This is a genomic window from Streptomyces nanhaiensis, assembly GCF_046614825.1.
In the GTDB taxonomy this organism is placed as follows: domain Bacteria; phylum Actinomycetota; class Actinomycetes; order Streptomycetales; family Streptomycetaceae; genus Streptomyces; species Streptomyces radiopugnans.
Genome location: NZ_JBKJFM010000099.1, coordinates 1 through 23,197 on the forward strand (window position 1 = coordinate 1; position 23,197 = coordinate 23,197).

Sequence of the window (23,197 nt, forward strand, 5' to 3'; positions counted from 1 at the left end):
GGCGCAGGCCCGGTCCAGCACCGCGCGCAGCCCGGTGCCGCGCGGCAGGCTGATCAGGGTGCGCTCGCCGAGCGCGGCCAGCGCCACGCTCGCCCGCCCGGCCAGCGGGTCGCCCGGCGGGACGGCCGCGACCAGCGGTTCGTCGACGACGATCCGGAGGTCGACGCCCGGTGGCGGCTCCTCCCCGGTGAGCCCGATCACCGCCACGTCCAGTTCACCGTGCTGGAGCGCGGCGACCATCCGGTCGGAGACGTCCTCGGTGAGGGTGATCTCCACGTGCGGATGGTCCTCGTGGAAGCCGGCCAGCACGGAGACCACGTCGAGGTCGTGGGTGGCCGCGGCCGAGAACAGCCCGACCGTGACCCGGCCGCGCAGCAGCCCGGTGAACTCGTCCGCGGTCCGCCTCATGCCGTCGACGGCCGCCAGCGCGGCCCGCGCGTAGGGCAGCAGCGCCTCGCCCGCCTCCGTGGGGCGCACCGTGCGGCCGGACCGGTCCAGCAGCGGCTGTCCCAACTCCCTCTCCAACTGGCGGATCTGGGCGCTGACGCCGGGCTGGGCGACATGCAGGCGCTCGGCGGCGCGGGTGAAGCCGGCCTCCTCCACCACGGCGACGAGATAGCGAAGCTGCCGGATCTCCATAACCGCTGATTCTAGTTCCGATACCTACTAGATCTTGGACTTATGGACGAACCGTCACCACCCTGGATGTCATGGAGAGCTCACAGCACAGTGGCACCGGCGGCGCCGGCAGCACCGCAAGCGCCGAAAGCACCAGCAGCACCGACGGCATCCCCGCCGCCACCGGCCCGGTCCTCCGGCCCGGCGACCCCGGCTACGACGAGGAGGTCTCCGGCTTCCAGACGGCCTGGACCCACCGCCCCGACCTGGTCGTCGGCGCGGTGGACGCCGAGGACGTACGGCTGGCCGTGTCGTACGCGGCCGGGCGCCGTCTGCCGGTGGCGGTGCAGGCCACCGGGCACGGGCTGTCGGTGGCCGCCGAGGGCGGGGTGCTGATCGGCACCCGGCGGATGACGGGCGTGAGCGTCGACCCGGAGAGCCGCACCGCGCGCGTCGCCGCCGGCGCGCGGTGGGGCGCGGTGGTCGCGGCGGCCGCCGCCCACGGCCTGGCCCCGCTCAACGGCTCCTCGCCGACCGTCGGCGCCGTCGGCTACACCCTGGGCGGCGGCATCGGCCTGCTGGCGCGGCGGTTCGGCTACGCGGCCGACCACGTGCGCGCCCTGGAGGTCGTCACCGCCGACGGCCGGCAGCGCCGCACCGTCCCCGGCGAGGAGCTGTTCGGCGCCCTGCTGGGCACCGGCGGCAACTTCGGCGTGGTGACGGCCATGGAGATCGACCTCTTCCCCGTACCCGCGATCCACGGCGGGCAGCTCGTCTTCGGCGCCCCGCTGACGGAACGGGCGCTGGAGGTCTGGCGGCGCTGGACGGCGGACGTGCCCGAGACGCTGACCTCCTCCGTCGCCCTGCTCTCCCACCCCGACGTACCGGCCGTCCCCGCGCCGCTGCGCGGCCGGTACGCCGCCTCGTTCCGGATCGTCCACAGCGGCCCGGCCGAGGAGGGCGAGCGGCTGGTGGCGCCGCTGCGGGCGGTCGGCGAACGGCTCGTGGACGACCTGCGCGAGATGCCGTACGCCGAGTGCGACTCCGTCCACCGCGACCCGCCCTTCCCCCAGCCCTACACCGCCACCAACGCCCTGCTGCGCGAACTGCCGCCCGAGGCGCTGGACGCGGTGCTCGGCACGGTGGGGCCCGGCTCGCCCGTCCCCTGCGTCACGGATGTGCGCCACCTCGGCGGGGCGCTGCGCAGGCGCGGCCCGGCGGGGGTCGCCGTGGACCACCGGGAGGCGGAGTACATCGTGCGCGCCATCGCCTTCCCCGGTCCTCCGCCCGGCGGCACCGGGCACAGCCTCCGGCAGGTCCGCGACCGGTTCGACCTGCTGCGCGAGGCCCTGGCCCCCTGGTCACTGGGCCACAGCCCGGCCTTCCTCCACGGGGACGGCGAGCGGGCCGGCGAGGCCCAGACCCGCGCGGGCTACGACGCGGGCGCCTACGAGCGGCTGGCGGCCCTCAAGGCCGTCCACGACCCGCACAACCTCTTCCGGTTCAACCGCAACATCAGGCCGGCGGCCACCACGCTGTGACCGTCCCGTCCCCGTGGAACTCCAGGCCGGTTCCGGCGGCCGCGAGCAGGCGGCGGGCGGCGGCGTTGGTCTCGTGCGTACGGGCGAGCAGCCGGGCGGCTCCGGCGGCGCGGGCCTCGTCGAGGAGGAGGGCGAACACCGCCGTGCCGATGCCCCGGCCGCGGTGGGAGCGGCCGAGCCACAGTCCGGCCTCGACCGCGCCCGGCTCCGGGGCGGGGGCCAGCCGGGCGGCTCCGGCGACCGCCTCCCGCGGCCGTCCGTCCTCCCCCGGTTCCGTGACGAGGACGGCGTACACGCTCTCCACCGGATCCGCGCGCAGGGAGCGCGAGTGGTGGAAGCGGACGAACGCCTCGCGCCGGGCGTCCGTCCAGCCGGGACCGCTCCCGTCCTCGGCGGGCGGCATCACCTCGCCGGGGTCGGCGTCGGCGGCGGCCGTGGCCGCCAGTGCGTCCAGCAGCGCCTCGTCCAGGGGGCGCAGGGCGACGTGGGCGGAGCTCATGAGGTCCATGGGGGCACACTGCCCGAGACGCGCGCCGCTCCCCAACGGCTTTTCGCACCCGGAAGCCGCTCCCGTACGGGGGAATCCGGCAGGTCGTCCCGTGCGCCGACGGCCCGCCGGGGCGGCACGGCCCTAGTCAGATGCCATGGCTCCCCACGAAGACCGTCACACCACCGGACACACCGCCGAAGTCACCACCGAACTCACCGCCCACCGCACCGCCGGGACCGCCGGGACCGCCGCGCCCCTGTCGCGGCGGCGGTTCGCGGCCGGCACCACGACGGCCGCCGCCGCCGTCGCCGGGCTCGGTGCCGCCGCACCCGCCGCTCCCCCGTCCCGGGCGTCCTCTCCCGGGGACTCCCCCGGGCCCGCGGGCGCCGCCGACCGGCAGGCCTGCCTGGCGGTGGCCCGCGCCATCCTCCTGCTGGACGAGGACGGCTCCGAACTCACCCCGCGGTACGAGAGGATCCTGCGCGACGGCCTGCCCCGTTCCGGCGCCGCGCGGGGCGGCGCGTCCGGCAAGAAGGTGCTGGTCGTCGGCGCGGGCCCGGCCGGACTGGTCACCGCGCTGCTGCTGGGCCGGGCCGGGCACCGCGTCACCGTCGTCGAGGCCAACGGCAACCGGGCCGGCGGCCGGATCAAGACCTTCCGCACCGGTGGCCACGAGGGCGCGGAGCAGCCCTTCGCCGACCCGAGGCAGTACGCGGAGGCCGGGGCCATGCGCATCCCCGGCAGCCACCCGCTGGTGATGGGCCTGATCGACGAACTGGGGCTCAGGCGCCGCCGCTTCCACCTGGTGGACGTGGACGCCGACGGCAGGCCCGCGTACCGCACCTGGATCAACGTCAACGGCGTCCGGGTGCGCCGCGCCGACTACGCGAAGGACCCGCGGGCGGTCAACCGGTCCTTCGGCGTGCCCGAGAAGTACCGGGACGTCCCCGCCGCGGTGATCCTGGGCCGGGTCCTGGACCCGGTGCGCGACGAGTACAGCACCGCCGGGCCGGACGGGAAGCGCGTGAACAAGCCGCTGCCGGAGTGCCTGGAGGGCTGGGCGCGGGTGGTCGAGAGGTTCGGCGGCTGGTCGATGCACCGCTTCCTGACCGAGCACGCGGGGTTCGACGAGCGCACGATCGACCTGATCGGCACCCTGGAGAACCTCACCTCACGCCTGCCCCTGTCCTTCCTCCACAGCTTCATCGGCTGGTCCCTGATCAACCCCGGCACCGCCTTCTGGGAGCTCCGGGGCGGCACCGCCACCCTGGCGGACGCGCTGCTGAAGGAACTCGGGGGCCTGAAGGTCCCGGTGCGCTTCGACCGCCGCGCCACCCGCGTCGAGTACCGCGGGGAGGGGCGGAACGGAAGCGACGGCACCGCGCACGTCGGCGCCGACGGCCCGGCGGTGTGGATCGACACCGTCTCCGAGGGACGCGACGGCGCGGTGGTGCGCGAGCAGTTCACCGGCGACTTCGCGGTCCTCACCGTGCCCTTCTCCGGGCTGCGGCAGGTCCAGATCGCCCCGCCGCTGTCGTACGGCAAGCGGCGGGCCGTCACCGAACTGCACTACGACAGCGCCACCAAGGTGCTGCTGGAGTTCAGCCGCCGCTGGTGGGAGTTCGGCGAGGCCGACTGGAAGCGTGAACTGGAGCGCGTACGGCCGGGGCTGTACGACGCCTACCGCCTGGGGAGGGCGCCGGACGACGGCAGCCTGCTGGGCGCCCACCCGTCCGTGCCGCGCGGCCACATCTCCGAATCCCAGCGCGTGCACTACACCGCCTGCCGCTGGATCTCCCGGGACCAGCCGGAGGCGGCGGGCGTGACCGGCGGCGGGTCGGTGTGCGACAACCCCAACCGGTTCATGTTCAACCCCTCGCACCGCGTCGAGGGCAGCGAGGGCGGCGTCCTGCTGGCCTCCTACAGCTGGGCCGACGACGCCCGGCGCTGGGACTGCCTGGAGGACGACGCCCGTTACCCGTACGCCCTGCGCGGTGTGCAGCAGGTCTACGGGCAGCGGGTGGAGGTCTTCTACACCGGTGCCGGGCGCACCCAGAGCTGGCAGCGGGACCCGTACGCGTACGGCGAGGCGGCCGTACTGCTGCCGGGGCAGCACACCGAGCTGTTCCCGCTGCTCGGCCGCCGCGAGGGGCCGCTGTTCTTCGCGGGCGACCACACCTCGATCAGGACGGCGTGGATCGAGGGCGCCCTGGAGTCGGCGGTACGGGCGGCACTGGAGGTCCACCGGGCCTGACCGCCCCCGCCCCCCGCCGCCGCCGTACGGCGTGCGCCGGACCCGAGGCGGCCGGGGGAGGGCGGCCGTCGCCCTCCCCCGGCCCGCCCGTGCGGCGGGGCCGTCAGCCCTCGCCCCTGAGGCGGCCCGCGATGCGCACCACACGCTGCGCCATGTGGTCGAGGGCGGCGTACTCGGCGTCGGTGAGCGGGGCGTCGTTGTTCGGCCCGGTGACGTGGGAGACGCCGTAGGGGTTGCCGTCGGTGAACTTCAGCGGGTCGGTGTAGCCGGGCGGGACGACGAGGCCGCCGAAGTGGATGATGACGTTGTAGAGGGTCAGCAGCGTCGACTCCTGGCCGCCGTGGGCGGTCTGGGAGGCGGTGAAGCCGGCGTACACCTTGTCGGCGAGCAGGCCCTGCTGCCACTGCGGCCCGAGGGTGTCGAGGAACTGCTTGAGCTGGCTGGCGACGTTGCCGTACCGGGTGGGCGTGCCGAACAGCACGGCGTCGGCCCAGACGACGTCGTCGGGAGTGGCCCTCGGCTCGTCCCTGGTCTCCTCGTGGTGCCGGCTCCACGCGGGGTTGGAGGCGATGGCCTCGTCCGGGGCGAGCTCGGCGACCTTCCTCAGCCGCACCTCCGCGCCCGCCCGCTTCCCCGCCTCGACCAGACGCTCGGCCATCTTGTGGATCGTGCCGGTCGCCGAGTAGTAGATCACGGACAGCTTGACATCGCTCATCTGATTCCGACTCCTTGCCCGCGCCGGCGGCCGCTCGGGCACCGGCGCGTTCCGTTCACCGTCTGCCGGTCGTCACTCTATGCGGCTTCAGTCCCCTTCCGCCCGCTTTGGGGTGCCGCGGTTCCGCGGCGGCCGGGGAACCTCCGCGGCGGGCGGCGGGTTCCACACCGAGGGGCGGCCAAACCCCGTACGGGCAGGGCGGGAAGGCGGGGGGCGACGCCGGGCCGGCGCCGCCCCGGCCGACTCCGGCGGCCGGCGGGATCCGGCATCGTGAACAATGTGTCCTCGGCGCCCGCCCCGGTCGGTACTCCCGGGAACCGGCGCGCCGACAGTCCCACAGCACTCGACCAGCACCGAAGGAGCTCTGGTGGGGGAGACCCAGCGACACAGGGCAGCGAAGCCGTCGTCACCGTCGTCCTGGCCGGCACACGGCCTCAACCTGGTGCGCGGCGCCCTGATAGGCACCGCGGAGACCGTCCCGGGCGTCAGCGGCGGCACCGTGGCGCTCGTGGTCGGCGTGTACGACACGGCCATCGGCTCGGCGAGCCGCCTGGTCACCGGCGCCCGGCTGGCGCTCGCCGACCTCCCCCGGGGGCGGGGGCCGTCCCGGGCCCTCCACGAGGTCCGCCAGGTCCGGTGGGACGTCATCGTCCCGCTGCTGATCGGCATGTTCGCCGCGCTGGTGCTGATGGCCGGGCTGGTCGAGGGCTGGGTCGAGGAGCAGCCGGTGCACAGCCGGGCCCTGTTCTTCGGGCTGGTGCTGGCCTCGCTGTGGGTGCCGTTCTCCCTCGCCTCCCGGGCGCCGCTGCCGAACGGCGCATCCTCCCCCTGGCGGCCGGGCGAGGCCGTCGTGGCCCTGGTGAGCGCGGCGGCGGCCTTCGTGATCGTCAGCCTGCCGCCCGGCGAGGTGGAGGCCACCCCGCTGGTCATCGTGGCCGCGGCGGCGGTCGCGGTCTCCGCTCTGGTGCTGCCCGGCCTGTCCGGCTCGTTCCTGCTGCTGACGTTCGGGCTGTACGAGCGGACGCTGTCGGCCGTCAACGAGCGGGACTTCGGCTACCTGGGCCTGTTCGCCCTCGGCGCCCTCCTGGGCCTGGCCTCCTTCGTCAAGCTGATGCAGTGGCTGCTGGAGAACCGGCAGCGCATCACCCTGGTGGTACTGACCGGTGTGGTCGCCGGCTGCCTGCGGGCGCTGTGGCCCTGGCAGGACGAGGACCGGGCCCTCCTCGCCCCCGACGACCAGCTCGGCGCGGCGATCGGGTTCGCGGCGCTGGGCTTCGCCGTGGTCGCGGCGTTCGCCGTGGCCGAGCACATCACCAAGACCCGGCGCGAGATCCGCGAAACCGCCGCCCGCGCGGCGGAGGCCGCCGCCGCGCCCGGGGGCGCGGGCGGGCGGCACCGCGCCGGGGACCAGCCGTACGCGGGCGCGGTGCCGCCGCGGCAGGACACCGAGGGCTGAGGCGGGCCGAGGCGGAACCGAGACACCCCGAGGGGCGGGGAGGACACCGGCGGTGTCCTCCCCGCCCCTCGGTCTTCCCGCCGAACGTGGAGCAGGGCGGTGCTCCGGCCCCGGGCGCCTCAGGTCGAGCGGGACGTCGGGGACAAGCCGGTCTCGCTCATCCTGAGCGAGTCGCTCCTTCCCGCTGGTCCGGGCGCTGGTGCCGCCTCCAGCCGGTTTCCGGCGCGCCGGAGAACCGGTACCCGGAGAAGTCGGCGACGTGGACATACCCGATGCGCTGGTACAGGGCGTTGCTGGTGGGGTTGGCCGGGTCCGCGAACAGGACGACGTCCGTGGCGCCCGCGGTCAGCGCGGCCCTGCTCACCTCGACCGTCACAGCTCCCGCGTAGCCGCGACCGCGGAGGTGGGCCGGGGTGTGGACGGGGTCCACCCGGACCATGCCGCCGACGATCGAGGTCGCGGCGGCCATGGAGACGGGGATGCCGTCCGCGGTCTCCCAGAACGTGAAGTGCCTGTCGCCGAAGCGCGAGTCGGCCCAGGCGCCGGAGTCGATCAGGTCGATGGAGATCTGCTCCCCGACCTCGACGCAGAACTCACGGCACCAGCGCACGACCTGCCCACGGTCCTCGCGACCCGCGACGCGCCCCCGGCCCTCCGGGCGCGGCTGCGGTGGGGTGAGCGCGCCGAGACGGTACAGACGAGTCCGCCAGAAGGGTGTCGGCGCCGCGTTCGTGTGCCGCTGCCACGACTCGGTGAAGGCGGAGGCCGTGGCGTGGTCCGCGATGACGCCGGAGGGGAAGTGGCCGAGGCCGGCCAGGTGGGCGGCGAGGGTGTCGGCCTGCTCGGCGGAGAGGGGGGTGACGCTCAGGTGTCCACGCGGGGTGCGGTAGAAGATCGCACGGACCTCGCCTCCCGACTCCAGCCGGCCGAGGACCGCGGCTTCGGCACCGTGTGCGTCCGCCCCGCGCGTCCGCAGTTTCTCGACGTCCGTCAGCGGCGTGTTGTGCAGGGCGGGCCGCGAGCGCAGGAAGTCCCCGGCCCGGGCGAGGAAGTCGTCGACGTCATCGGTGAGGTGCCAGCCGTCCGTTCGCATGTCTCATGCTCCCGCATGCGGCGGGTGCGCACGGCGAGTCCGGCGGACACACGGCTGTGACTCGCAACGGTAGGTGTCACCGATAGCGTTCGCTGACCTGCGGCGCTCTGCCGGGATCGCAGCGCTTTCTGTCACTGAATGCGCGCGATTGTTGTCACTTCCGGGCTGTTCTCAATCGTGTTGTCACCAGCTCCGGAGAACCGCTCTCTGCCTGACGATCCGGGCGGTTCTCTGGTGATGTGGACGGAGCGCGTTCCCGCGTACAGCCCGCGGGCGGGGCCGGAGGCTCGGACGGGGGCCTCTGGTCGCATAGGTGCAGGTGGGAGGAGCTGCTCGTTCCGGTGTCCGTGGCACCGGGCAGGAGCGGGTTGGATCTCGGGCCGGAGTGGACTCGTCGCTGGACGGCGACCTGGCGGACGGCGGGCGACGAGGTGTCGTGCACTGTGCGGGACTTGGCCCACACACGTATCACGGACGGCGCGCCAATGCGCTGGTTCTCCTGGCGGCGGGCTCAACGCCACCGTCCCGGACTGCAATTCCTCGTCAGCACTGGTCGTCATCACGGGGCCGAGAGTCTGGAGGAGGCCCGACTTCTGCTGGCCCTCGACTTCGCGGCTGACTTGGTCGACGTAGTGTCGCAGCCGATGCGGCTGCGGTTCGATACCGCGACCGGCCGACGGGGGCACATCCCGGACTTCCTCACGGTGACCCGGACCGGCGTCTGGCTGATCGACGTACGGCCGCGGGCGCTCATCGCACCGGATGACCTGGAGGCGTTCGCCGCAGCTGCCGAGGTCGCACTGGTCTGCGGCTGGCACTACACGGTTGCGGCGGGGTGGAAGGAACACGTCACGGCCGCGGTGGACGTGTTCTCTTCCCAGCGGCGGGCCCTGTCCGATCCGCTCGCGCTGCGGCCGGCCCTGCTGGCAGCCGCCCAGGACGGCGGAACGTTCGGCGAACTCGCGGACGCGGCGCAGTTTCCGCCCCTGGCCAGGGCCCAGCTCCTGCATCTGCTCTGGCACCGGCAGCTCGGCGTCGATCTGGTCCAGCCCTTCGGGGACCGTTCCGTCGTGGTCCGTCCGCGGGGAGAGGAGCGGTGAGGGCGGCGAGGGTCCTGGACTTGTCTCCTGGGGCGGCCCTGGTAGTGGACGGCACGGAGTGGACTGTCGAGCGCCGCGAGCCGGAGCTGGGCCGGGTCCAGCTGGTCCGGCACGACGGTGTCCGGCAGCGGGTGAGCTTCCGCTTTCTGGCCAATCATCCTGGTTGCCGCTCGTCGTCCACGACCTCGGCCCGGGGAGCCGACCGGGGCCGTCAGCCGAAGACCTTGCGGGACCTGGCGCCGGGGCGTCGGGAGCTCGCCGCATGTCGGCTCGGACACTTGCTGGAGGTGGAGACAGGTTTCCGCAGCGGTGATCCTCTGCGGGCCGCGCCGGGAGAGCCGAAGCCGGAGTACGACCCGGCCATGACGACGCTGACGGACCGCCGCCGGGCCAAGGTCGTCGAGCTGAAGGCTATGGACCGGCAGCAGGCCAGGTTGCTGGGGCTGGACCGGGTCGGTTATCGCACCCTGATCAGGTGGGACCAGCGTCGACGGGAGGCCGGGCTGGTCGGCTGCGCGGATGAGCGATGGCTGCGCGAGAGCGGTGGGCACCCCAGCATCAGCGAGGAGATCCGCGAGGCGATCTTCGCGGTCCGCGCGGAGACACTGCACCGGTCGAAGGTGACCATGCGGACCCGTGAACGCATGATCCACCAGTACGTACGCGAAACCTTCCCTGGCCGGGACATCACCGTCCCGTGCTACAACACCCTGCGGGCCGTCTGGCGCGAGTGGTTCGGGCCGGGCGGGGCCCGCCAGCGCTACGCGCGCTCGGCCGAACTGCCGGTGAAGAACGGGCACGTGCTCGTGCACCGTCCCGGCCAGGTAGTCGCGCTCGACACCACGGTGCTGCCCGTGATGGTTCGCGAGAGTGTGTTCGGCGATCCAGTGAAGTGCCACCTCACCCTCGCCATGGACGTGCACACGCATTCCCTTTGCGCCTTCCGGCTCACCCTGGTCTCCGACAAGTCGGTGGACGTCGCGATGCTGCTGCGGGACGTCATGCTGCCGCTGCCCATGCGGACGGACTGGGGCGACGAACTGGAGTGGCCCTACCCCGGCCTGCCCGCCGCGGTGGTCGCCGAGTTCGCCGGGCACAAGGTCGCCGGCCTGCCGTTCTTCACCCCGGAGACCGTGACCACCGACCACGGGTCCGTCTACCGCAATCACCACCTGGTCGACGTCCAGCGGGTGCTCGGCTGCAACATCCTCCCCAGCCGCGTCTTGCGCCCCACCGACAAGTCCGCCTGCGAGCGAGCCTTCGGCGCCATCAGGACACTGCTGTTCGAGCAGCTTCCCGGCTACACCGGCATCGACCCGGCCGACCGCGGCGCCGATCCGGAAGGCGACGCCGTATTGACCATCGCCGAGATGGAGCACGTGATCGCCACCTGGATCGTTGCCGTCTGGCAACGGCGCAAGCTCGGCGAATACGCACCCAGCTGGGACCCTGGAGGCGATCACAGCCCCAACTCGCTGTTCGCGGCCTCGTTCGCACAGGCCGGCTTCGCCATGGAGATCCCGTCACCGGAGCTGTTCTACGAGCTGCTGCCCATCCACTACGTTCAGAAGATCGAGCCCCGGCGCGGGGTGAAGATCCTCGGACTTTGGTACGACGGCCCGGTCCTGGACCCCTACCGGGGCCAGCGCTCGAACCGCGGCGGCAAGCACAAGGGCCAGTGGGTCATCCGCCGCGACCCTAGGGACCGCCGCAGCGTGTTCTTTCAGGACCCACTCACCCACGAATGGCACCCGCTTACCTGGACCGGACTGCCGCCCAACGGGCAGGCCCCCGCCTTCGGCGACGCACGGGTACGCGAACTGCTCAAGAAGGCCGAAGCCCATGGACTACGGCCCCGCACGGACGACGAACTGCTCCCTGTCCTCCTGGAGCTGATCGGCTCCCGTATCCCGGTGAGCCAGTGGAAGACCCAGATGCCGAAGGCCACCCGGACCGAGCACGCCCGCGAGGTCACCCAGGCTGCCGCCGCCCAGGCCGACCGTCCTCCGACTACTGCCCCCGGCATCCCGCAGTCGGCGGCAGCCGGGGCGGTGGTGACCCCACTGCGCTGGCCCGAGCGGGCCCGGGAAGCGGACGCCAGCATCGACAGCGCACGGCGCCACCGCCGCGAACAGGCCGTGAAAGCCCGGCCCAAACCGCCACCTCCCCTCGGCACGTCCCTGCGCAACCGCGATCTGTTCCTGCTGCCCGAGGACGATGAGGAGGACCAGCCTGATGGCGGACCGACCAGATGAGAGCGGCATCGTCCCGTTCCTGCGAGCCGGATCAGCACCGGACCGCACCCGCCGCGAAGGCTGGCAGCAGTGGCGCGGACAACGGGACCTGTTCATCCCGGCCTCCAGGCTCTCTCTGGAGGAGTACGCGGCACTCAGCCCCCGCCGCAGAGGTCTGCACGACATCCACCGCACCGCCACCCACATGAACATCGGCCTGCTGGAGACCCCGATGAGCGCCAAGGTCACCAAGCTCATGCGGGCCCGACTGCGGAACAATGCGCTGAACTTCGGGCCGGGCACCCGCGACGGCCTGATGATCAGCGGCGGCGGCTATCTCGGCAAGACCGAGACGGCCTGCGCCGCCGCAGCCGCGTTCGAAGACGTCTGGCGGGACCTGCACCACCAGCTCCTGCCTCCCCCGGTCGAAGGTACCCGCGACCTCTTCGTCCCGGTCGCCTACTGCCGCACCCCGGTGAGGGCCACGCCGAAGGGACTCTGCGCGACCATCCTCGACTTCTACGGCGCCCCGCACCCGAAGACCCTCAACGGCCTAATCCGCGCCGTCAAGGACTCCCTGCGCGATCACCGCACTACCGCTCTGCTGCTGGACGACATCACCAGACTCCGCCTCCACCGCGAAGACGACCAGGACACCCTCGACCTCATCCGCGAGCTGATGGATCTGAACGTCACATTGGTCCTCATTGGGGTCAACATTCCCCGCTCGGGCTTGGTCAGGGGCGGCTTCGCCGACGCGAGCACTGGTCAGTGGATCGTCCCGCCGATCCACGCCAGCAAGAGCCATAACCCGGCCGCCGCCACTCAGACCGAACGGCGCTTCGACCTGGTCGACCTCGACCCCTTCGACTACGACACCTCCGAGGGCATGACCGCCTTCATCGAGCACCTGGCCGGGATCGAGGACCGGCTCCGGCTGTTCCGGGCCTGGCCAGGCATGCTCACCGAGGGCGAGATGCCCGAGTACCTCTACCGCCGCACCCGCGGGATCGTCGGTCTGCTCAAGCGGCTCATCGAGGACGGCAGCAGCGACGCGATCGAGTCCGGCACCGAGATGCTGACCCCGGAACAGTTGGCCGCGATCCCCATCCGGCTGGGCAACCTCGCCGACCGGGACCCCTCCGAGATCCCTGAAATCCCCACGGCCGAGCCTCTGCCCGCACAGCCCAAGCCCACCGCGCGGCGCCGCGGGCGCAACACGGTCTTCGACGACCGTGGTGACCGCGCTGCCGGAGGTGCCTGACCGTGGTCACGGAGCTTCGCCAGCTGCCTCGCGGCCTGGCCCCGCTGGCCGACGAGAGCCTGCCCGGCTACGTCCTCCGTCTCGCCCACCGCCTGGGCACCGCCCCGGGAGACATCGCCGCCCGCACCGGCCTGTCCGAGCGGCCCGCCGGACTCCTCCCCCTGGGATTCCTACACGCGGTGGGCACCGACACGGCACAGGTATTCGCACAGGTCACCCGGCTCACCCCGGACGAAGTCAGCGGGCTCGGACTCGCTACCCTGAGCCCGCGGTACGGCCCTCTCGATCTTAGCCACACCCCGCAAAAGGTCACTCGCTCGGTGATCAACAACAACCCATGGGCTTACTTCCGGTCCACCCGCTACTGCCCCCACTGCCTCGCAGGCGACGGCAGCGAGATCCAGCAACGACACGGCGGGCCCTGGCAGCGACTTTGGCGTCTCCCCGTTGTCTTCGCCTGCCTCAAGCACCGTTGCTTCCTCCGGCACCGATGCCCGGCCTGCGACCAACTCGTGCAATTCACCGCCCGCACGCGAAGCCTGATCCCCCGACCCGGAGACGGCAGCCTGCATCCCGCCCAGTGCCGCAGCAACGCGGGATCAGCCCGATCCGATCAAGCCCCTGCCTGCGGCTACTCACTCGACGGCCCGCTCCCCGACCGCAGTGGCCTGCTGGATGACCAGTCGCGCGGTGAACTCCTTCGCGTCCAGCACCGACTCGTCACACTCCTGACGGCACCAGACCTCGACACCACGCACAGCATCGGAACGCCGGTCTCCATCAGCCACTACTTCATGGACCTGCGCACCCTCATGGCTTTGATCTTCGCGTCCTGGCCCACGGGGCGCACTTATGCGGCCACCCCAGGCCTTGCATCGGCCCTCGACACAGAAGCCGAACGTCGGCACAAGGCATACCGCGATCTCCAGGCGAAGCCGGGCAAGCGCCACCACTCGCGGGCCTACTCCGCTCCACCCGACGACGCGCTTGTCACCGGCGCAGTCCTCGGCATCGCCGAGACCTTCCTTGGCATCCAGAACCACGACGCAGCCACCAAACGCCTCTTTCCCCTCGTCTTCCAGTCGATCAATCGAGACCCGGCCGCGAGCTACTACCTACGCGCCATGCGCCGCGGCACGTCGCCAACCTTGCAGGCGGCGCTGCACGTGGATCGGCGCAAGGGCAGTCTCCGAGCCCACGCCCGAGCTGGTGGGAGCAGCACAACACAAGTCTCCAACCACTGAGCCGGAGGAGAACCGGAGCCGAGTGGCGGCACTGGAGCCGCAGAAACATGAGTGCGGGTGCCGGCGGCGCCGCCGGGCACGTCCGCTGGAGTGGTGCATCGACGGCTGGGGCCGCGGGCGAGGTGAACCCAGTCAGCGTGTCATGGGGGTAGCCCAGCCGGTCTTGAGTCCTCACCGCGTTGCGACCTGTGGATAGCACAGACCATGCAGTGGCACTGCCGCTGCTCAAGTGCGCTGAGAAGCGTGGATGGCGCTGCGGATGGCTGTGTCAGCGCGGCGGTCGTCTATCACTTCGTGGTAGTGGCGGGCACCGTGCGGCTGGGCGCGGAGTGCGGAGGCCACGGTGGCGGCAGCCTGACCGGTCAGGGTGCGCAGCCAGTCTCGGATGGCGTTGCGCGGGTCCCACCGGCCCCAGCGGCCGTCCCAGTCACACATCCCTTGGACTGCGGCGTCGAGCATGAGCCACTGGTGGTTTTGTGCGGCGAGCCGGGCCACGCGGAGGAGCCACCACACAGCTCGATCGGCCTCCTCCCAGGTGGGCCAGTCGCCTCGGTCTCCGGCTGCGTGTCCGGTCAGGGCCTGTAGAACGGCGGTGGTCTGCTGGGGGTTGGCGAGCAGCGCAGTCGTGGCGTTGGGGATCACCAGCTTGGTGACCACGTCGAGGTAGAGCTCGTAGGAGTTGGGCTGGTCGGCGGCGAGGGTGAGGAGTTGGGCAGCTGCGGCGGTGTCGCCGCGCTCGTTCGCGTCTTCAAGGAGGCCGGTGGCGCGGGTCACGGGGAGTTCGTCCTGGAAGCCCGTCTCGCGTTCGACGAGTTTGAGGAAGGCGTTGATGTCCTGGGGTCTTTGGGTGGAGTCGAGCTGGGTGGCCTGGCGTACGACGCCGTACCACGGTCCCGGTGGAGGCAGCAGGGGCACGTTCGCCTGGGGCCAGGTGCCGGTGAAGATCCAGCCGATGAGCTGCCCGAGGCTGTAGATGTCGCTGGCGGGGGTGATGTCGTGGCCATCGACGGACAGCTCGGGTGCGGCGAAGCCTTCGGTGCCGATGCCAGCGCGGGTCAGGAGGCCGGCGGTGCTGGTCTCGCCGCGGGCACGGCGCACGATGCCCCAGTCGGCGACCGTCCATCGGCCGTCCAGGAGCAGGACGTTGGAGGGCTTGATGTCCCGGTGGATCCAGTCGTGCCGGTGTGCGTCGGCTAGGCCGGCGGCAACGGCACCCACGAGGATGTGCAGCTGGGTGGGGTCTTGCAGTTCGGTTCGCTTGTCCTCGACGGTGGCCTCGGCGAGCGGCATGACGAACCAGTCATGTGCGGGGCCGAAGTCGAGGACTGGCATGACGTGCGGGTTCCCGCCGAACCGCAGGGCGGCCTCCACCTCGCGGCGCATGCGCCGTGCGTCCCTCGCGCCTCTGCCAATGCGCTTCTTGAAGGCCACGATGGTGCCGGTGTCTTTGTGTTCGGCACGGAAGACCTCGGCTTGGCCTTCGCGGGCCAGGGGCAGTCTGTCGAGCCGGTAGTCCCGGCGCTCGCCCCGGGCTGACTGGCTCACCGCGTCGTAGCCGACAGTTGGGGCAACAGGGGCCGGGGTCGTGGGGGCGGATGGGCGGTGGCCGGTGATGCGCATCAGGACTGGCCGGACGTGGGTGGGGTCATTGTCAGGCAGTGAGGCGAGCAGGTAGGCCGGGCCGTCGCCGGGTTCCTGGACGAGTCCGAAGATCTCACCGAGCTGGGTGTGCAGCAGAGGCTCGCTGGTGCGGCTGGTGATGTCGGTGCGGTGCAGGCCCACGCCGATGCCGGTGCCGTCTGGCGATGCGCTAACCACGCTGTTCGTGCCTGCGGGCAGGACGTGCCCCGGGTAGGAGACGGGGGTACGGATCCAGTCGTCGAGCTGTCCGGCGTCCGTGGTGCGCGCGAGGTCGACGACGGCGCTATGCCCGGATGCGGCGAGGAAGAAGCGGCGCCTGTCCAGCCAGACCGCCGATCGGACCGAGGCTTCGAAGGTGATCGGGTAGCTCACCTGGTCCCCGGCCTGGCCGCCGGCGCGGGTGAGCGCGAGGGTCCCTCGGCCGGTATTGAAGGTGACGCCGGAACCGGACAGTACCCACGGCTCCCCGTCCAGGCCGGGAAGAAGGACCGCGCCGTCTTCGAACCCTCCCGCGACGGCGTTTAGCCGACCGTCATGCCAGCGCACCAGGGTCGAGCCGCAAAGGACCAGGACGGAGCCGTCTTCCCGTACGACTGGTGAGCCGTGGCAGCCGGGCAAGGTGAGGTACCAGTGGGTGTTCCCCCGGACGGTATCGACGGCGAGCAGACCGTTAGGGCAGGTCACCAGGGCCTTACGGTCGGGCAACAGCGCCATCCCGGTCGGCCGGTCTTGCTGCTTCTGTCCGACGAGCAGGAGTTCCGCGCACGTGCCCGCCCATGTCTGGGTCTTCACCCTGATCGGCGATACGAGACGAGCCGTCGGCGTCATCGACCATTCGTCTGGGGCGTGGACGCCAGTGGTGAGCAGGGATAGCAGGGGCAGATTCGTCTGCCGCCGGCGGAAGTGGTCCCTGATCAGTTCAGCCAGGGGGCGAATCCCAGCAGCCGCTGCCTCCAGATGGCTCCTGTCCAATACCGCCCCGCCGAACTTTTGGATCTCGGCGCAGAGATCCTCGCCGATGGTATCTGCGGCCCACACCAGGGACGCCCACCGCGCGCCGTGCGTTCCGCCCGAGGCGGGGATCAGCTTCTTGCGACCAAGAAACAGCCCGTCGTCGTGTTCGTCGAGCCTGAGGAGGTAGTCCCATCCCTCGAACTCGTACACGAGCCCGGGGCCGTTGCCATGGTCGTATCGCTCGATCGAATCGCCTGGTACGGACTGCCGTAGGAGCGTCGTCACGATGTCAGCGAGCCGCTGCGTCCGTTCGTCGTGCGAGGCGGTCTCGTCTCGGCGCCACTGGCCGTACTGGGCCAGCAAGTCCTTTACGTCTTCCATTGGTTGAGCCCCCGTTCCTCCTGGTCACCATAGTGGCCACGGTGCCTCGCATGCAGAAGAAAAGGTTCGTGATCAACCGTGCAGATGGCTGCTCGGCATCCCGTTCCCGCCGCAACGATGCCCGCCAGGGCGACGCCTTCCGGAGTTACCGGGAATGAACACAGCGCCGTCGGGGTGGTTCTCTGCTCGAAGGGCGGGCTGAAGGCACCACCATGGCGTGTGGGCCCATCTGGTGCACTTACCAGTGCCCGGCTCACGGTGAAGGTAGCACCTGCTCTTCCCAGGTCAGGTGCCTGGTCTTGGTGTTGGCCTGCGGCGATGAGCACACGCGCAACGGAACCGGAATGGAGAATTCCGCTACTCCGGTTGCCTATAGGCAACTCTGTGGGGTGCGTCGTACGTATGAGGCGACTTGAGATCAAGGGGCATGATGCTAGGCATGACTGAGCATCGGCGCCTGCGATTCGACGTGTCCATGTCCGTGGCGGACTATGAAGTCCTGGCTGAGCATGCTGATCGACTGGGTATTGGCATTCCTGAGTATTTCCTTCGATCTGCCATCGCCCGTGCTTCTGCATGGCGGCAAAGTGGCGCAGAGGTCGAAGAGGCCCCCTTTGTCATTGAGCACGCACTGCGCCAGCTATTTGGTGAAGAGAAGCCGGGAGCTGACCATAACGACTGGGCTAGGAGGGTTCTCGGCGCCCAGTGAACACTCTCCCCCTGTCTGGGGGCTGGCTCAGCTCGAACTTCCTTCACCTTTTGGGGATTAGGGTGTCAAAATTTCCTACAAGGGTGCTGACTTCATTGGGACGCTCCTGCGCCCAGATGGCGAGGAATGCGTTAGCGACAACCATTCCGGCCGTGAAATCCAAGTCCTCGCCGATCTGTTCGAAGACGACATGGCGGTCGCGGTTGGTCAAGGATCGATCGCGAACTACTTGCTTGACGCGCTCCTGTGCGCTAGTCGGTAGCTGCATGGAGACCGTAAGTCTCGCAGCGACGTGCTCCAGGCGCTCTAGTACGACGTCGAAGATGTGGGCCTCAGGATCTCCCTCGCCGGGCAGCGTAAAGATTCGACGGTCGGCATCCGCCTTGTGTGCCTGGTCCCCGTCGACGAGGCAGACGGATGGGAAAGTCGAAGTTGGGTCAAGGTTGTGCTGCTCGTTGACTTTGATCGCGGGGTCGGCTCCTCCCATTCCATGGATCTTGACTGCATCGAGCTCGATCCCTCCGTGGTAACGAAGTGCAGTAGTCACCAGGAGTTCGGCGAAAGTATCTTCGACGAAGATCGCAAGTTTGGCATCGATCTGGCCGGTGATGGTTCGAAGTGCCTTGATGTCGAGTTTTCCTTGGAGGACCTCGCCGTTGTAGGCGGCCCAGATTGCCTTAGACGGTAGTGGGTCCAACGCGTCGTTACTGTGCGTTGAGAAGATGATCTGGCACGACTTGCGCAGGGCTACTTCGATCAGGTATTCAACGATACGGCGAGTGGCAATGGGGTGCAGGCCGTTCTCGATCTCCTCGATGAGGATCATGGCCCCATCAGGTGCCTCCTCGATGTCCGAGACGATGCGGATAACGCTGGCCTCGCCGGCCCCGAAGTGAAATTCGGAATACTCGCTGCCGTCGGAGTTTCGGGCCGCGAACATCGTTGCCCTTCCGTGCGCGTCGATCGAAAGTCGGTTGCAGCCCTGCATCTCCTTAGCGAGGATCTTCTCCACTGCGGCGACTACCGGAGCTGAAAGAGCTACCTCTTTTTCGGCGACGAACTTGTTACCTACAGCCTTGACGAGTTCCCTGCGCTCGGTAGCAGGAACTGTGCGCGACACTCCGAAGAGAAGCACGGGGCGTACGACCGCCTTGCGATTCCACTTCAACTGCGGGAAGCTCGCTGTCCGCTGTACGGGAAGGCGTGGGTTGAGTTTCTTGTCGATGATCTCGTACTCGATGACCCAGTCCTTCATGCTGGCGTCGTACTTGCCACTTTTGGCGAAGAAGTCGCCCGGAGCGATGTCCTTATAGGCGATGCCAGCAGCTCCGAGGATAGTCGTCTTGCCGCCGCCGTTGGGGCCCACTACTGCGGTGACGGGAAAATCGAAGCTGACAACTCGATCTCTGAACCCGCGTACTCGCTTCAGCGTGATCCGACGCAGATAAGCCCCGTAGTTGGTTGAAGCGACCTTCTCTTCGAGGCGTCGGATGTCGCCTTCGCGGATCTCGCTCCGGAAGCTGGTCATGGAGTCCGTTCCTACGTTTGTGGGTGGCCCACTGCACTATGGGCGCGCGAGAGGGGGGTCATCTCGCGCGATCTGTCGGGCACTCTACTCCGCTTGGGCGCGCAAGGGCCCGCACTTCGCGCGGCCCCGCAGTGGGGGCATGGCTTGCACTCGACGAGCTCGGCGCGGGCGATCTCGTCCAGGTCGCTGTCCATGCGTTCCTTGCATTTCGATGGCGCCGTGCCCCGGTCCGCCCTGCCGTTGGTAGCGGACCGGAGTCACGAAGGGGGAATCTCACCTGCGCGGACGTCGCTGGTTCTCCTGCGTGGAAAGGAGCCCGAGCACGGCGCGCTCTTGGTGGTGGCTGAACCACCGATCGGCCAAGTTGCGGTCCTTGAACCGTCCGAGTCCGGGCTCGGTCGATGGAGTCATCTCGATCGACTCCCACCCACCGACGGTCTCGGCGAACTCCTCGGCGATGTCCACGAACGAGGGCCCGCGGAAGTAGCTCACGGCGGTGTTCGTGCTTTCCAGCGGCGTACCGGACTGGTCCGAGACCAGGGCGCCCGCCGCCTTCCGGGATTCGAAGTAGGCGTTGGTGGCCGACTTGACCTCGTCCCGCATGACGTTCAGGACCTGCTGGCGGTAGGTCGGGGGTTTCAGGCACGTCTGGTATGAGAAGTCGATACGGCTCCCGTCCGTGCGGATCACCTCGAAGCCGGGGTATGGGCCGCGCTGCGGCGGCGCGATCGCGAAGGCTTCGACTCCCGGACCGATCTTGTCGTCTGCTTCGTGGTGCATGTCGAGGAGGTCCAACAGAAGCAGGTGATCTTCCTCCTCGTCCACGGTGCTGCCCACCGTGTACCTGTACAGCACCTCGCGGACCGCCTCCCGCGCCTCTCCCTTCGTCCGGTACCGGCGATGCCCAATCCAGAACTCAGCCACACCTGATCCTTCCGTTCGACTTCCCCGCACCCGCCCGGCGCGCTCCCGGGCGACTGCTCGACGCTACGACAACCGCGTCCCGAATACGCGTCCCGCTTCTTCCGAGCGGTCGCCGGTTCCGGGACGTCTCTTGGGAGGGCCCGCCGGTGGCCCCGTCCGTTCGGGCGACCGTCCCGGAATCGATCGCTTCCGGCGGACACCGGGGTCTGGACCAGCGGCTGTGTAGACCTGGCGCAAGCGGTTCGGGTGGGTTCACTGGTTCGAGCGGGGTGCCGCAGGGCTCCCGGGGCAGCGACATCCCACTGACTCTTCGGTCCGTGACGTCGACGGCGTATGACCCCGGTGACACTGCCCAGCGTCAGATCCTCGAAGACCTTGCCGCGTCACGCGCGGCGACGCCATCGACGTCCTCCCGACCACGTCGCGTACAGCCTGCGGATGCTCTCAGAGCCGTCGCTGTCCACTGACACACTCCGTGTCGCCAACCACTGACATCTCGTGCCGTCTCCCGCTGATGCTCTGACGTCGTGTCCCGTCGCATCGGAGCTGTCTCTGGATCTTGGCCTGAGCTGCGGGTTCGCCAAGTGGATCGAGAACACACCTCGCCGGATTCTCAACAGGCGTGGCTTCGGCGGAATCCCTGATGGCCGTCCGTCGCCCTCGGCAGGGCCGTGCACCATGGTGGGGTGATGAGCACCGAAGCAGAACCGGTCGAACACGATGACCGGTGGATCTTGAATCTCCGAGGGCGGGGCGTTGCTGGGATCACTGTCGACTACCGCCTCACGCTGGCCCTCGACGAAGGTTGGGAAGTCGTACTCGAAACGCCTGCTCGGCTCTCATCCGGGCCGGCCCACATCAATCCCGGCGTGCTTCTGGTGCCGGAGACTCAGGACGTGGCCGCAGCCCTCCCGATCTTCGGGACGAAGGTCGTCTCTGCGGTTGCCTTCAAGTCCGGCACGCTTCGGATGGTGTTCGAGGATGGCACGCATCTGACGTGTCCAACCGATGCGGCTTTCGAGGCGTGGCAGATCACAGGACCTGGAGGATGGAGGTTCGTGTCCCTGCCGGGAGGCGACCTCGGCGTCTGGTCCGCCTCCGCTGCGAATGAGAATCCGCGAGGTCGGTCTGCAGGGCATTGAGAATCTGCCAACTGGAGTGCGACGGGACACGTCGTCCGACACTGAGGAGAGGGGCATCGGGTGAGCTGGTGACAAGTAGCGCTGCGAAGTGACACCTATCGCTACGAGGCACAACGGCGCGGAACGCGCGGAGCGACACTCCTGCAAGCACTTGCTTGCAAAAGTTAGCGCAGAGAGGCACTGTGGAGGCATGGCTTCACTGCATGTCGGCAATCTCGGCGAGTTCCTGCGGGAGCAGCGGCGCAGCGCGCAGCTCTCCCTGCGGCAGCTCGCGGATGCCGCCGGGGTGTCCAACCCGTACCTCAGCCAGATCGAACGGGGACTGCGCAAGCCCAGCGCCGAGATCCTCCAGCAGCTCGCCAGGGCGCTGCGGATCTCCGCCGAGACGCTCTACGTCCGCGCCGGGATCCTCGACGAGAAGGAGCAGGCGGGACTGGAGGTGCGCAGCGCGATCCTGGCCGACGCCTCGATCAACGAGCAGCAGAAGCAGGTGCTGCTCCAGATCTACGGGTCGTTCCGCAAGGAGAACGGACACACCGAGGACGGACCCACCGAGGACGCCTCCGGCCCGGAGGCCGAGGACGCCCCCTCCACCGAGACGAAGCCCCAGACCCCATGAACAGGAGGGACCCTCATGCCCGAGAAGACCGCCGGCGAGGCCGCCAACAAGACCGGTGACCTCCGCAAGGCACTGACCGACCCCAGCCCGCTGTACTTCGCGGCGGGCGTGATCGACAAGATCCGCGAGACGGCGCCCGAGCGCCTGGCCGCCGTGAAGGGCAGGGCCGCCGACCCCAAGGCCGTGCAGGAGCGCCTCGCCCAGCAGGCCAAGGAGACCCAGTCGCGGCTGACCACCGCGCTGTCCGGCTTCGACGCCGACCTGAAGAAGCTGCGCGAGCAGGCCCAGCACCTGGCCCTCCAGGGCGTCGGGCTCGCCGCCGAGTACGCCGTCAAGGCGCGCGAGGGGTACGGCGAGCTGGCCGAGCGCGGCCGCGGCGCGGTGGAGACCTGGCGCGGCGAGAAGAACGGCGGGGAGAACGGGGAGAGGAACGGCTCCGGCGCCGTCCGCGGGCTCCCGGTGAAGGGGGCGCGCAAGGTCGGCGAGGCCGTCACCGTCGAGGCGGGCGGGACGGAGGAGAAGCCGCGCCCCAAGATGGGCGACACCCGCCGGGCCACGCCCGGCAGGGCCTCCGCGTCGAAGACCGGAGCCTCGAAGACCGCCGCATCGAGGAGCGGGGCGCGCAAGAGCACCGCCTCCGCGAAGAAGGCCGCCGCCGAGGAGACGCCCAAGACGGTCGCCAGGAAGGCGGCCGCCAGGAAGTCCGCCGCGAAGAAGACCGCCGCGAAGCGGTCCGCCTCCCCGAAGGCGTCGTCGCCGTCGGACCAGCTGCCCACGGACAAGCCCCAGGAGTGAGCCGGGAGTGAGCACCGCCGGGACCGGGCACGCACTTCGTGTCCGGTCCCCCGACCGGTAGCGTGGAGGGCCGACGACCGGCTCATGGACGGGATGGTGGCCATCGTGCTGTTGGACGGTTTCTACGGGCTGATGTCCTGGGTGTTCCTGGGCCTGCTCATCTTCAGCATCTTCTGCTTCGTGGACGCGGCGCTGCGCCGCGAGGACGCCTACCGCGCCGCGGACAAGAGGACCAAGGGCTTCTGGCTGATCATCCTGGGGATCACGGTGGCCGTGAACCTCTTCCTGGGGATGCTCCTGCTGACCATCGCGGGGCTGATCGCCAACATCGTCTACATGGTCGACGTGCGGCCCGCGCTCGTCCAGGTCGGCGGTGGCGGCCGGGGCGGCGGGGGCGGCTTCCGCCGCGGCAGCAGCAGCGACGGCCCCTACGGCCCGTACAACGGCGGCCGCTGAGCCGCCGGGACCGGGCCGCCACCGGAGCCGGCCGGGCCC

At 70.1% G+C, this 23,197-nt stretch carries 19 protein-coding genes; 12 read left to right on the forward strand and 7 right to left on the reverse strand.

Annotated features, from left to right (window positions below; translation table 11 throughout):
* Positions 1-639 (reverse strand): LysR family transcriptional regulator (locus tag ACLIYP_RS20115; protein WP_412714518.1); only part of this gene is annotated, 639 nt, incomplete at its 3' end.
* Positions 640-710: 71 nt separating this feature from the next.
* Here ACLIYP_RS20115 and ACLIYP_RS20120 point away from each other — a divergent pair.
* Complete coding sequence (locus ACLIYP_RS20120) at positions 711-2,159, forward strand: FAD-binding oxidoreductase (RefSeq protein ID WP_412714519.1); 1,449 nt, start codon at positions 711-713, stop codon at positions 2,157-2,159.
* On the opposite strand, the gene ACLIYP_RS20125 is transcribed toward ACLIYP_RS20120, so the two are convergent.
* The gene (locus tag ACLIYP_RS20125; protein ID WP_412714520.1) at positions 2,134-2,667 is read right to left on the reverse strand and encodes a GNAT family N-acetyltransferase; all 534 of its coding nucleotides are present in this window, start codon (positions 2,665-2,667) and stop codon (positions 2,134-2,136) included. The two genes, ACLIYP_RS20120 and ACLIYP_RS20125, sit on opposite strands and share 26 nt — an antisense overlap.
* Before the next feature lie 136 nt (positions 2,668-2,803).
* On the opposite strand from ACLIYP_RS20125, the gene ACLIYP_RS20130 reads away from it, so the two are divergent.
* The gene (locus ACLIYP_RS20130; protein WP_412714521.1) at positions 2,804-4,903 is read left to right on the forward strand and encodes a flavin monoamine oxidase family protein; all 2,100 of its coding nucleotides are present in this window, start codon (positions 2,804-2,806) and stop codon (positions 4,901-4,903) included.
* Positions 4,904-5,006: 103 nt separating this feature from the next.
* Here the strand turns inward: ACLIYP_RS20130 and wrbA are convergent, their stop codons facing one another.
* Positions 5,007-5,618 (reverse strand): NAD(P)H:quinone oxidoreductase, encoded by a 612-nt coding sequence (gene wrbA, locus ACLIYP_RS20135; RefSeq protein ID WP_412714522.1) that lies wholly within the window; start codon positions 5,616-5,618, stop codon positions 5,007-5,009.
* Between the two features lie 367 nt (positions 5,619-5,985).
* On the opposite strand from wrbA, the gene ACLIYP_RS20140 reads away from it, so the two are divergent.
* Positions 5,986-7,074, forward strand: coding sequence for a DUF368 domain-containing protein (locus ACLIYP_RS20140; protein WP_412714523.1), 1,089 nt, complete (start codon positions 5,986-5,988; stop codon positions 7,072-7,074).
* Between the two features lie 157 nt (positions 7,075-7,231).
* Here the strand turns inward: ACLIYP_RS20140 and ACLIYP_RS20145 are convergent, their stop codons facing one another.
* Positions 7,232-8,167: a GNAT family N-acetyltransferase gene (locus ACLIYP_RS20145; protein ID WP_412714524.1), complete on the reverse strand. Its 936-nt coding sequence runs from the start codon at positions 8,165-8,167 to the stop codon at positions 7,232-7,234.
* 443 nt (positions 8,168-8,610) lie between these two features.
* On the opposite strand from ACLIYP_RS20145, the gene ACLIYP_RS20150 reads away from it, so the two are divergent.
* From ACLIYP_RS20150 to ACLIYP_RS20165, 4 genes are read left to right on the forward strand one after another with little or no spacing between them, the layout of a single operon-like run.
* A complete protein-coding gene (locus ACLIYP_RS20150) occupies positions 8,611-9,267 on the forward strand; it encodes a TnsA-like heteromeric transposase endonuclease subunit (RefSeq protein ID WP_412714535.1) in 657 nt (218 codons plus the stop codon).
* Positions 9,264-11,522, forward strand: coding sequence for a transposase (locus tag ACLIYP_RS20155; protein WP_412714525.1), 2,259 nt, complete (start codon positions 9,264-9,266; stop codon positions 11,520-11,522). Before ACLIYP_RS20150 ends, ACLIYP_RS20155 begins: the two co-directional genes overlap by 4 nt.
* On the forward strand, positions 11,503-12,765 hold the full coding sequence (locus tag ACLIYP_RS20160) for an AAA family ATPase (protein ID WP_412714526.1): 1,263 nt from the start codon (positions 11,503-11,505) through the stop codon (positions 12,763-12,765). Before ACLIYP_RS20155 ends, ACLIYP_RS20160 begins: the two co-directional genes overlap by 20 nt.
* A 2-nt stretch (positions 12,766-12,767) precedes the next feature.
* On the forward strand, positions 12,768-14,009 hold the full coding sequence (locus ACLIYP_RS20165) for a TniQ family protein (RefSeq protein ID WP_412714527.1): 1,242 nt from the start codon (positions 12,768-12,770) through the stop codon (positions 14,007-14,009).
* A gap of 225 nt (positions 14,010-14,234) precedes the next feature.
* Here the strand turns inward: ACLIYP_RS20165 and ACLIYP_RS20170 are convergent, their stop codons facing one another.
* A complete protein-coding gene (locus tag ACLIYP_RS20170; protein WP_412714528.1) occupies positions 14,235-16,985 on the reverse strand; it encodes a serine/threonine-protein kinase in 2,751 nt (916 codons plus the stop codon).
* A 439-nt stretch (positions 16,986-17,424) separates the two neighbouring features.
* Between ACLIYP_RS20170 and ACLIYP_RS20175 the strand changes: the two genes are divergently transcribed.
* Positions 17,425-17,694 carry a hypothetical protein gene (locus ACLIYP_RS20175; RefSeq protein ID WP_412714529.1) on the forward strand — a complete coding sequence of 90 codons (270 nt, stop codon included), beginning with the start codon at positions 17,425-17,427 and terminating at the stop codon, positions 17,692-17,694.
* 43 nt (positions 17,695-17,737) lie between these two features.
* On the opposite strand, the gene ACLIYP_RS20180 is transcribed toward ACLIYP_RS20175, so the two are convergent.
* Positions 17,738-19,222, reverse strand: a complete 1,485-nt coding sequence (locus ACLIYP_RS20180; protein WP_412714530.1) for an ATP-dependent nuclease — start codon at positions 19,220-19,222, stop codon at positions 17,738-17,740.
* Between the two features lie 273 nt (positions 19,223-19,495).
* Positions 19,496-20,146 carry a DUF3223 domain-containing protein gene (locus ACLIYP_RS20185; protein WP_412714531.1) on the reverse strand — a complete coding sequence of 217 codons (651 nt, stop codon included), beginning with the start codon at positions 20,144-20,146 and terminating at the stop codon, positions 19,496-19,498.
* Positions 20,147-20,835: 689 nt separating this feature from the next.
* On the opposite strand from ACLIYP_RS20185, the gene ACLIYP_RS20190 reads away from it, so the two are divergent.
* From ACLIYP_RS20190 to ACLIYP_RS20205, 4 genes are all read left to right on the forward strand, one after another.
* Positions 20,836-21,288: a DUF6188 family protein gene (locus ACLIYP_RS20190; protein WP_412714532.1), complete on the forward strand. Its 453-nt coding sequence runs from the start codon at positions 20,836-20,838 to the stop codon at positions 21,286-21,288.
* Between the two features lie 190 nt (positions 21,289-21,478).
* The gene (locus tag ACLIYP_RS20195) at positions 21,479-21,907 is read left to right on the forward strand and encodes a helix-turn-helix domain-containing protein (protein WP_412714533.1); all 429 of its coding nucleotides are present in this window, start codon (positions 21,479-21,481) and stop codon (positions 21,905-21,907) included.
* A gap of 15 nt (positions 21,908-21,922) precedes the next feature.
* The gene (locus ACLIYP_RS20200; RefSeq protein WP_412714534.1) at positions 21,923-22,702 is read left to right on the forward strand and encodes a hypothetical protein; all 780 of its coding nucleotides are present in this window, start codon (positions 21,923-21,925) and stop codon (positions 22,700-22,702) included.
* A gap of 93 nt (positions 22,703-22,795) precedes the next feature.
* The gene (locus ACLIYP_RS20205; RefSeq protein WP_412714536.1) at positions 22,796-23,158 is read left to right on the forward strand and encodes a DUF2516 family protein; all 363 of its coding nucleotides are present in this window, start codon (positions 22,796-22,798) and stop codon (positions 23,156-23,158) included.
* The last annotated feature ends 39 nt before the right edge of the window (positions 23,159-23,197 follow it).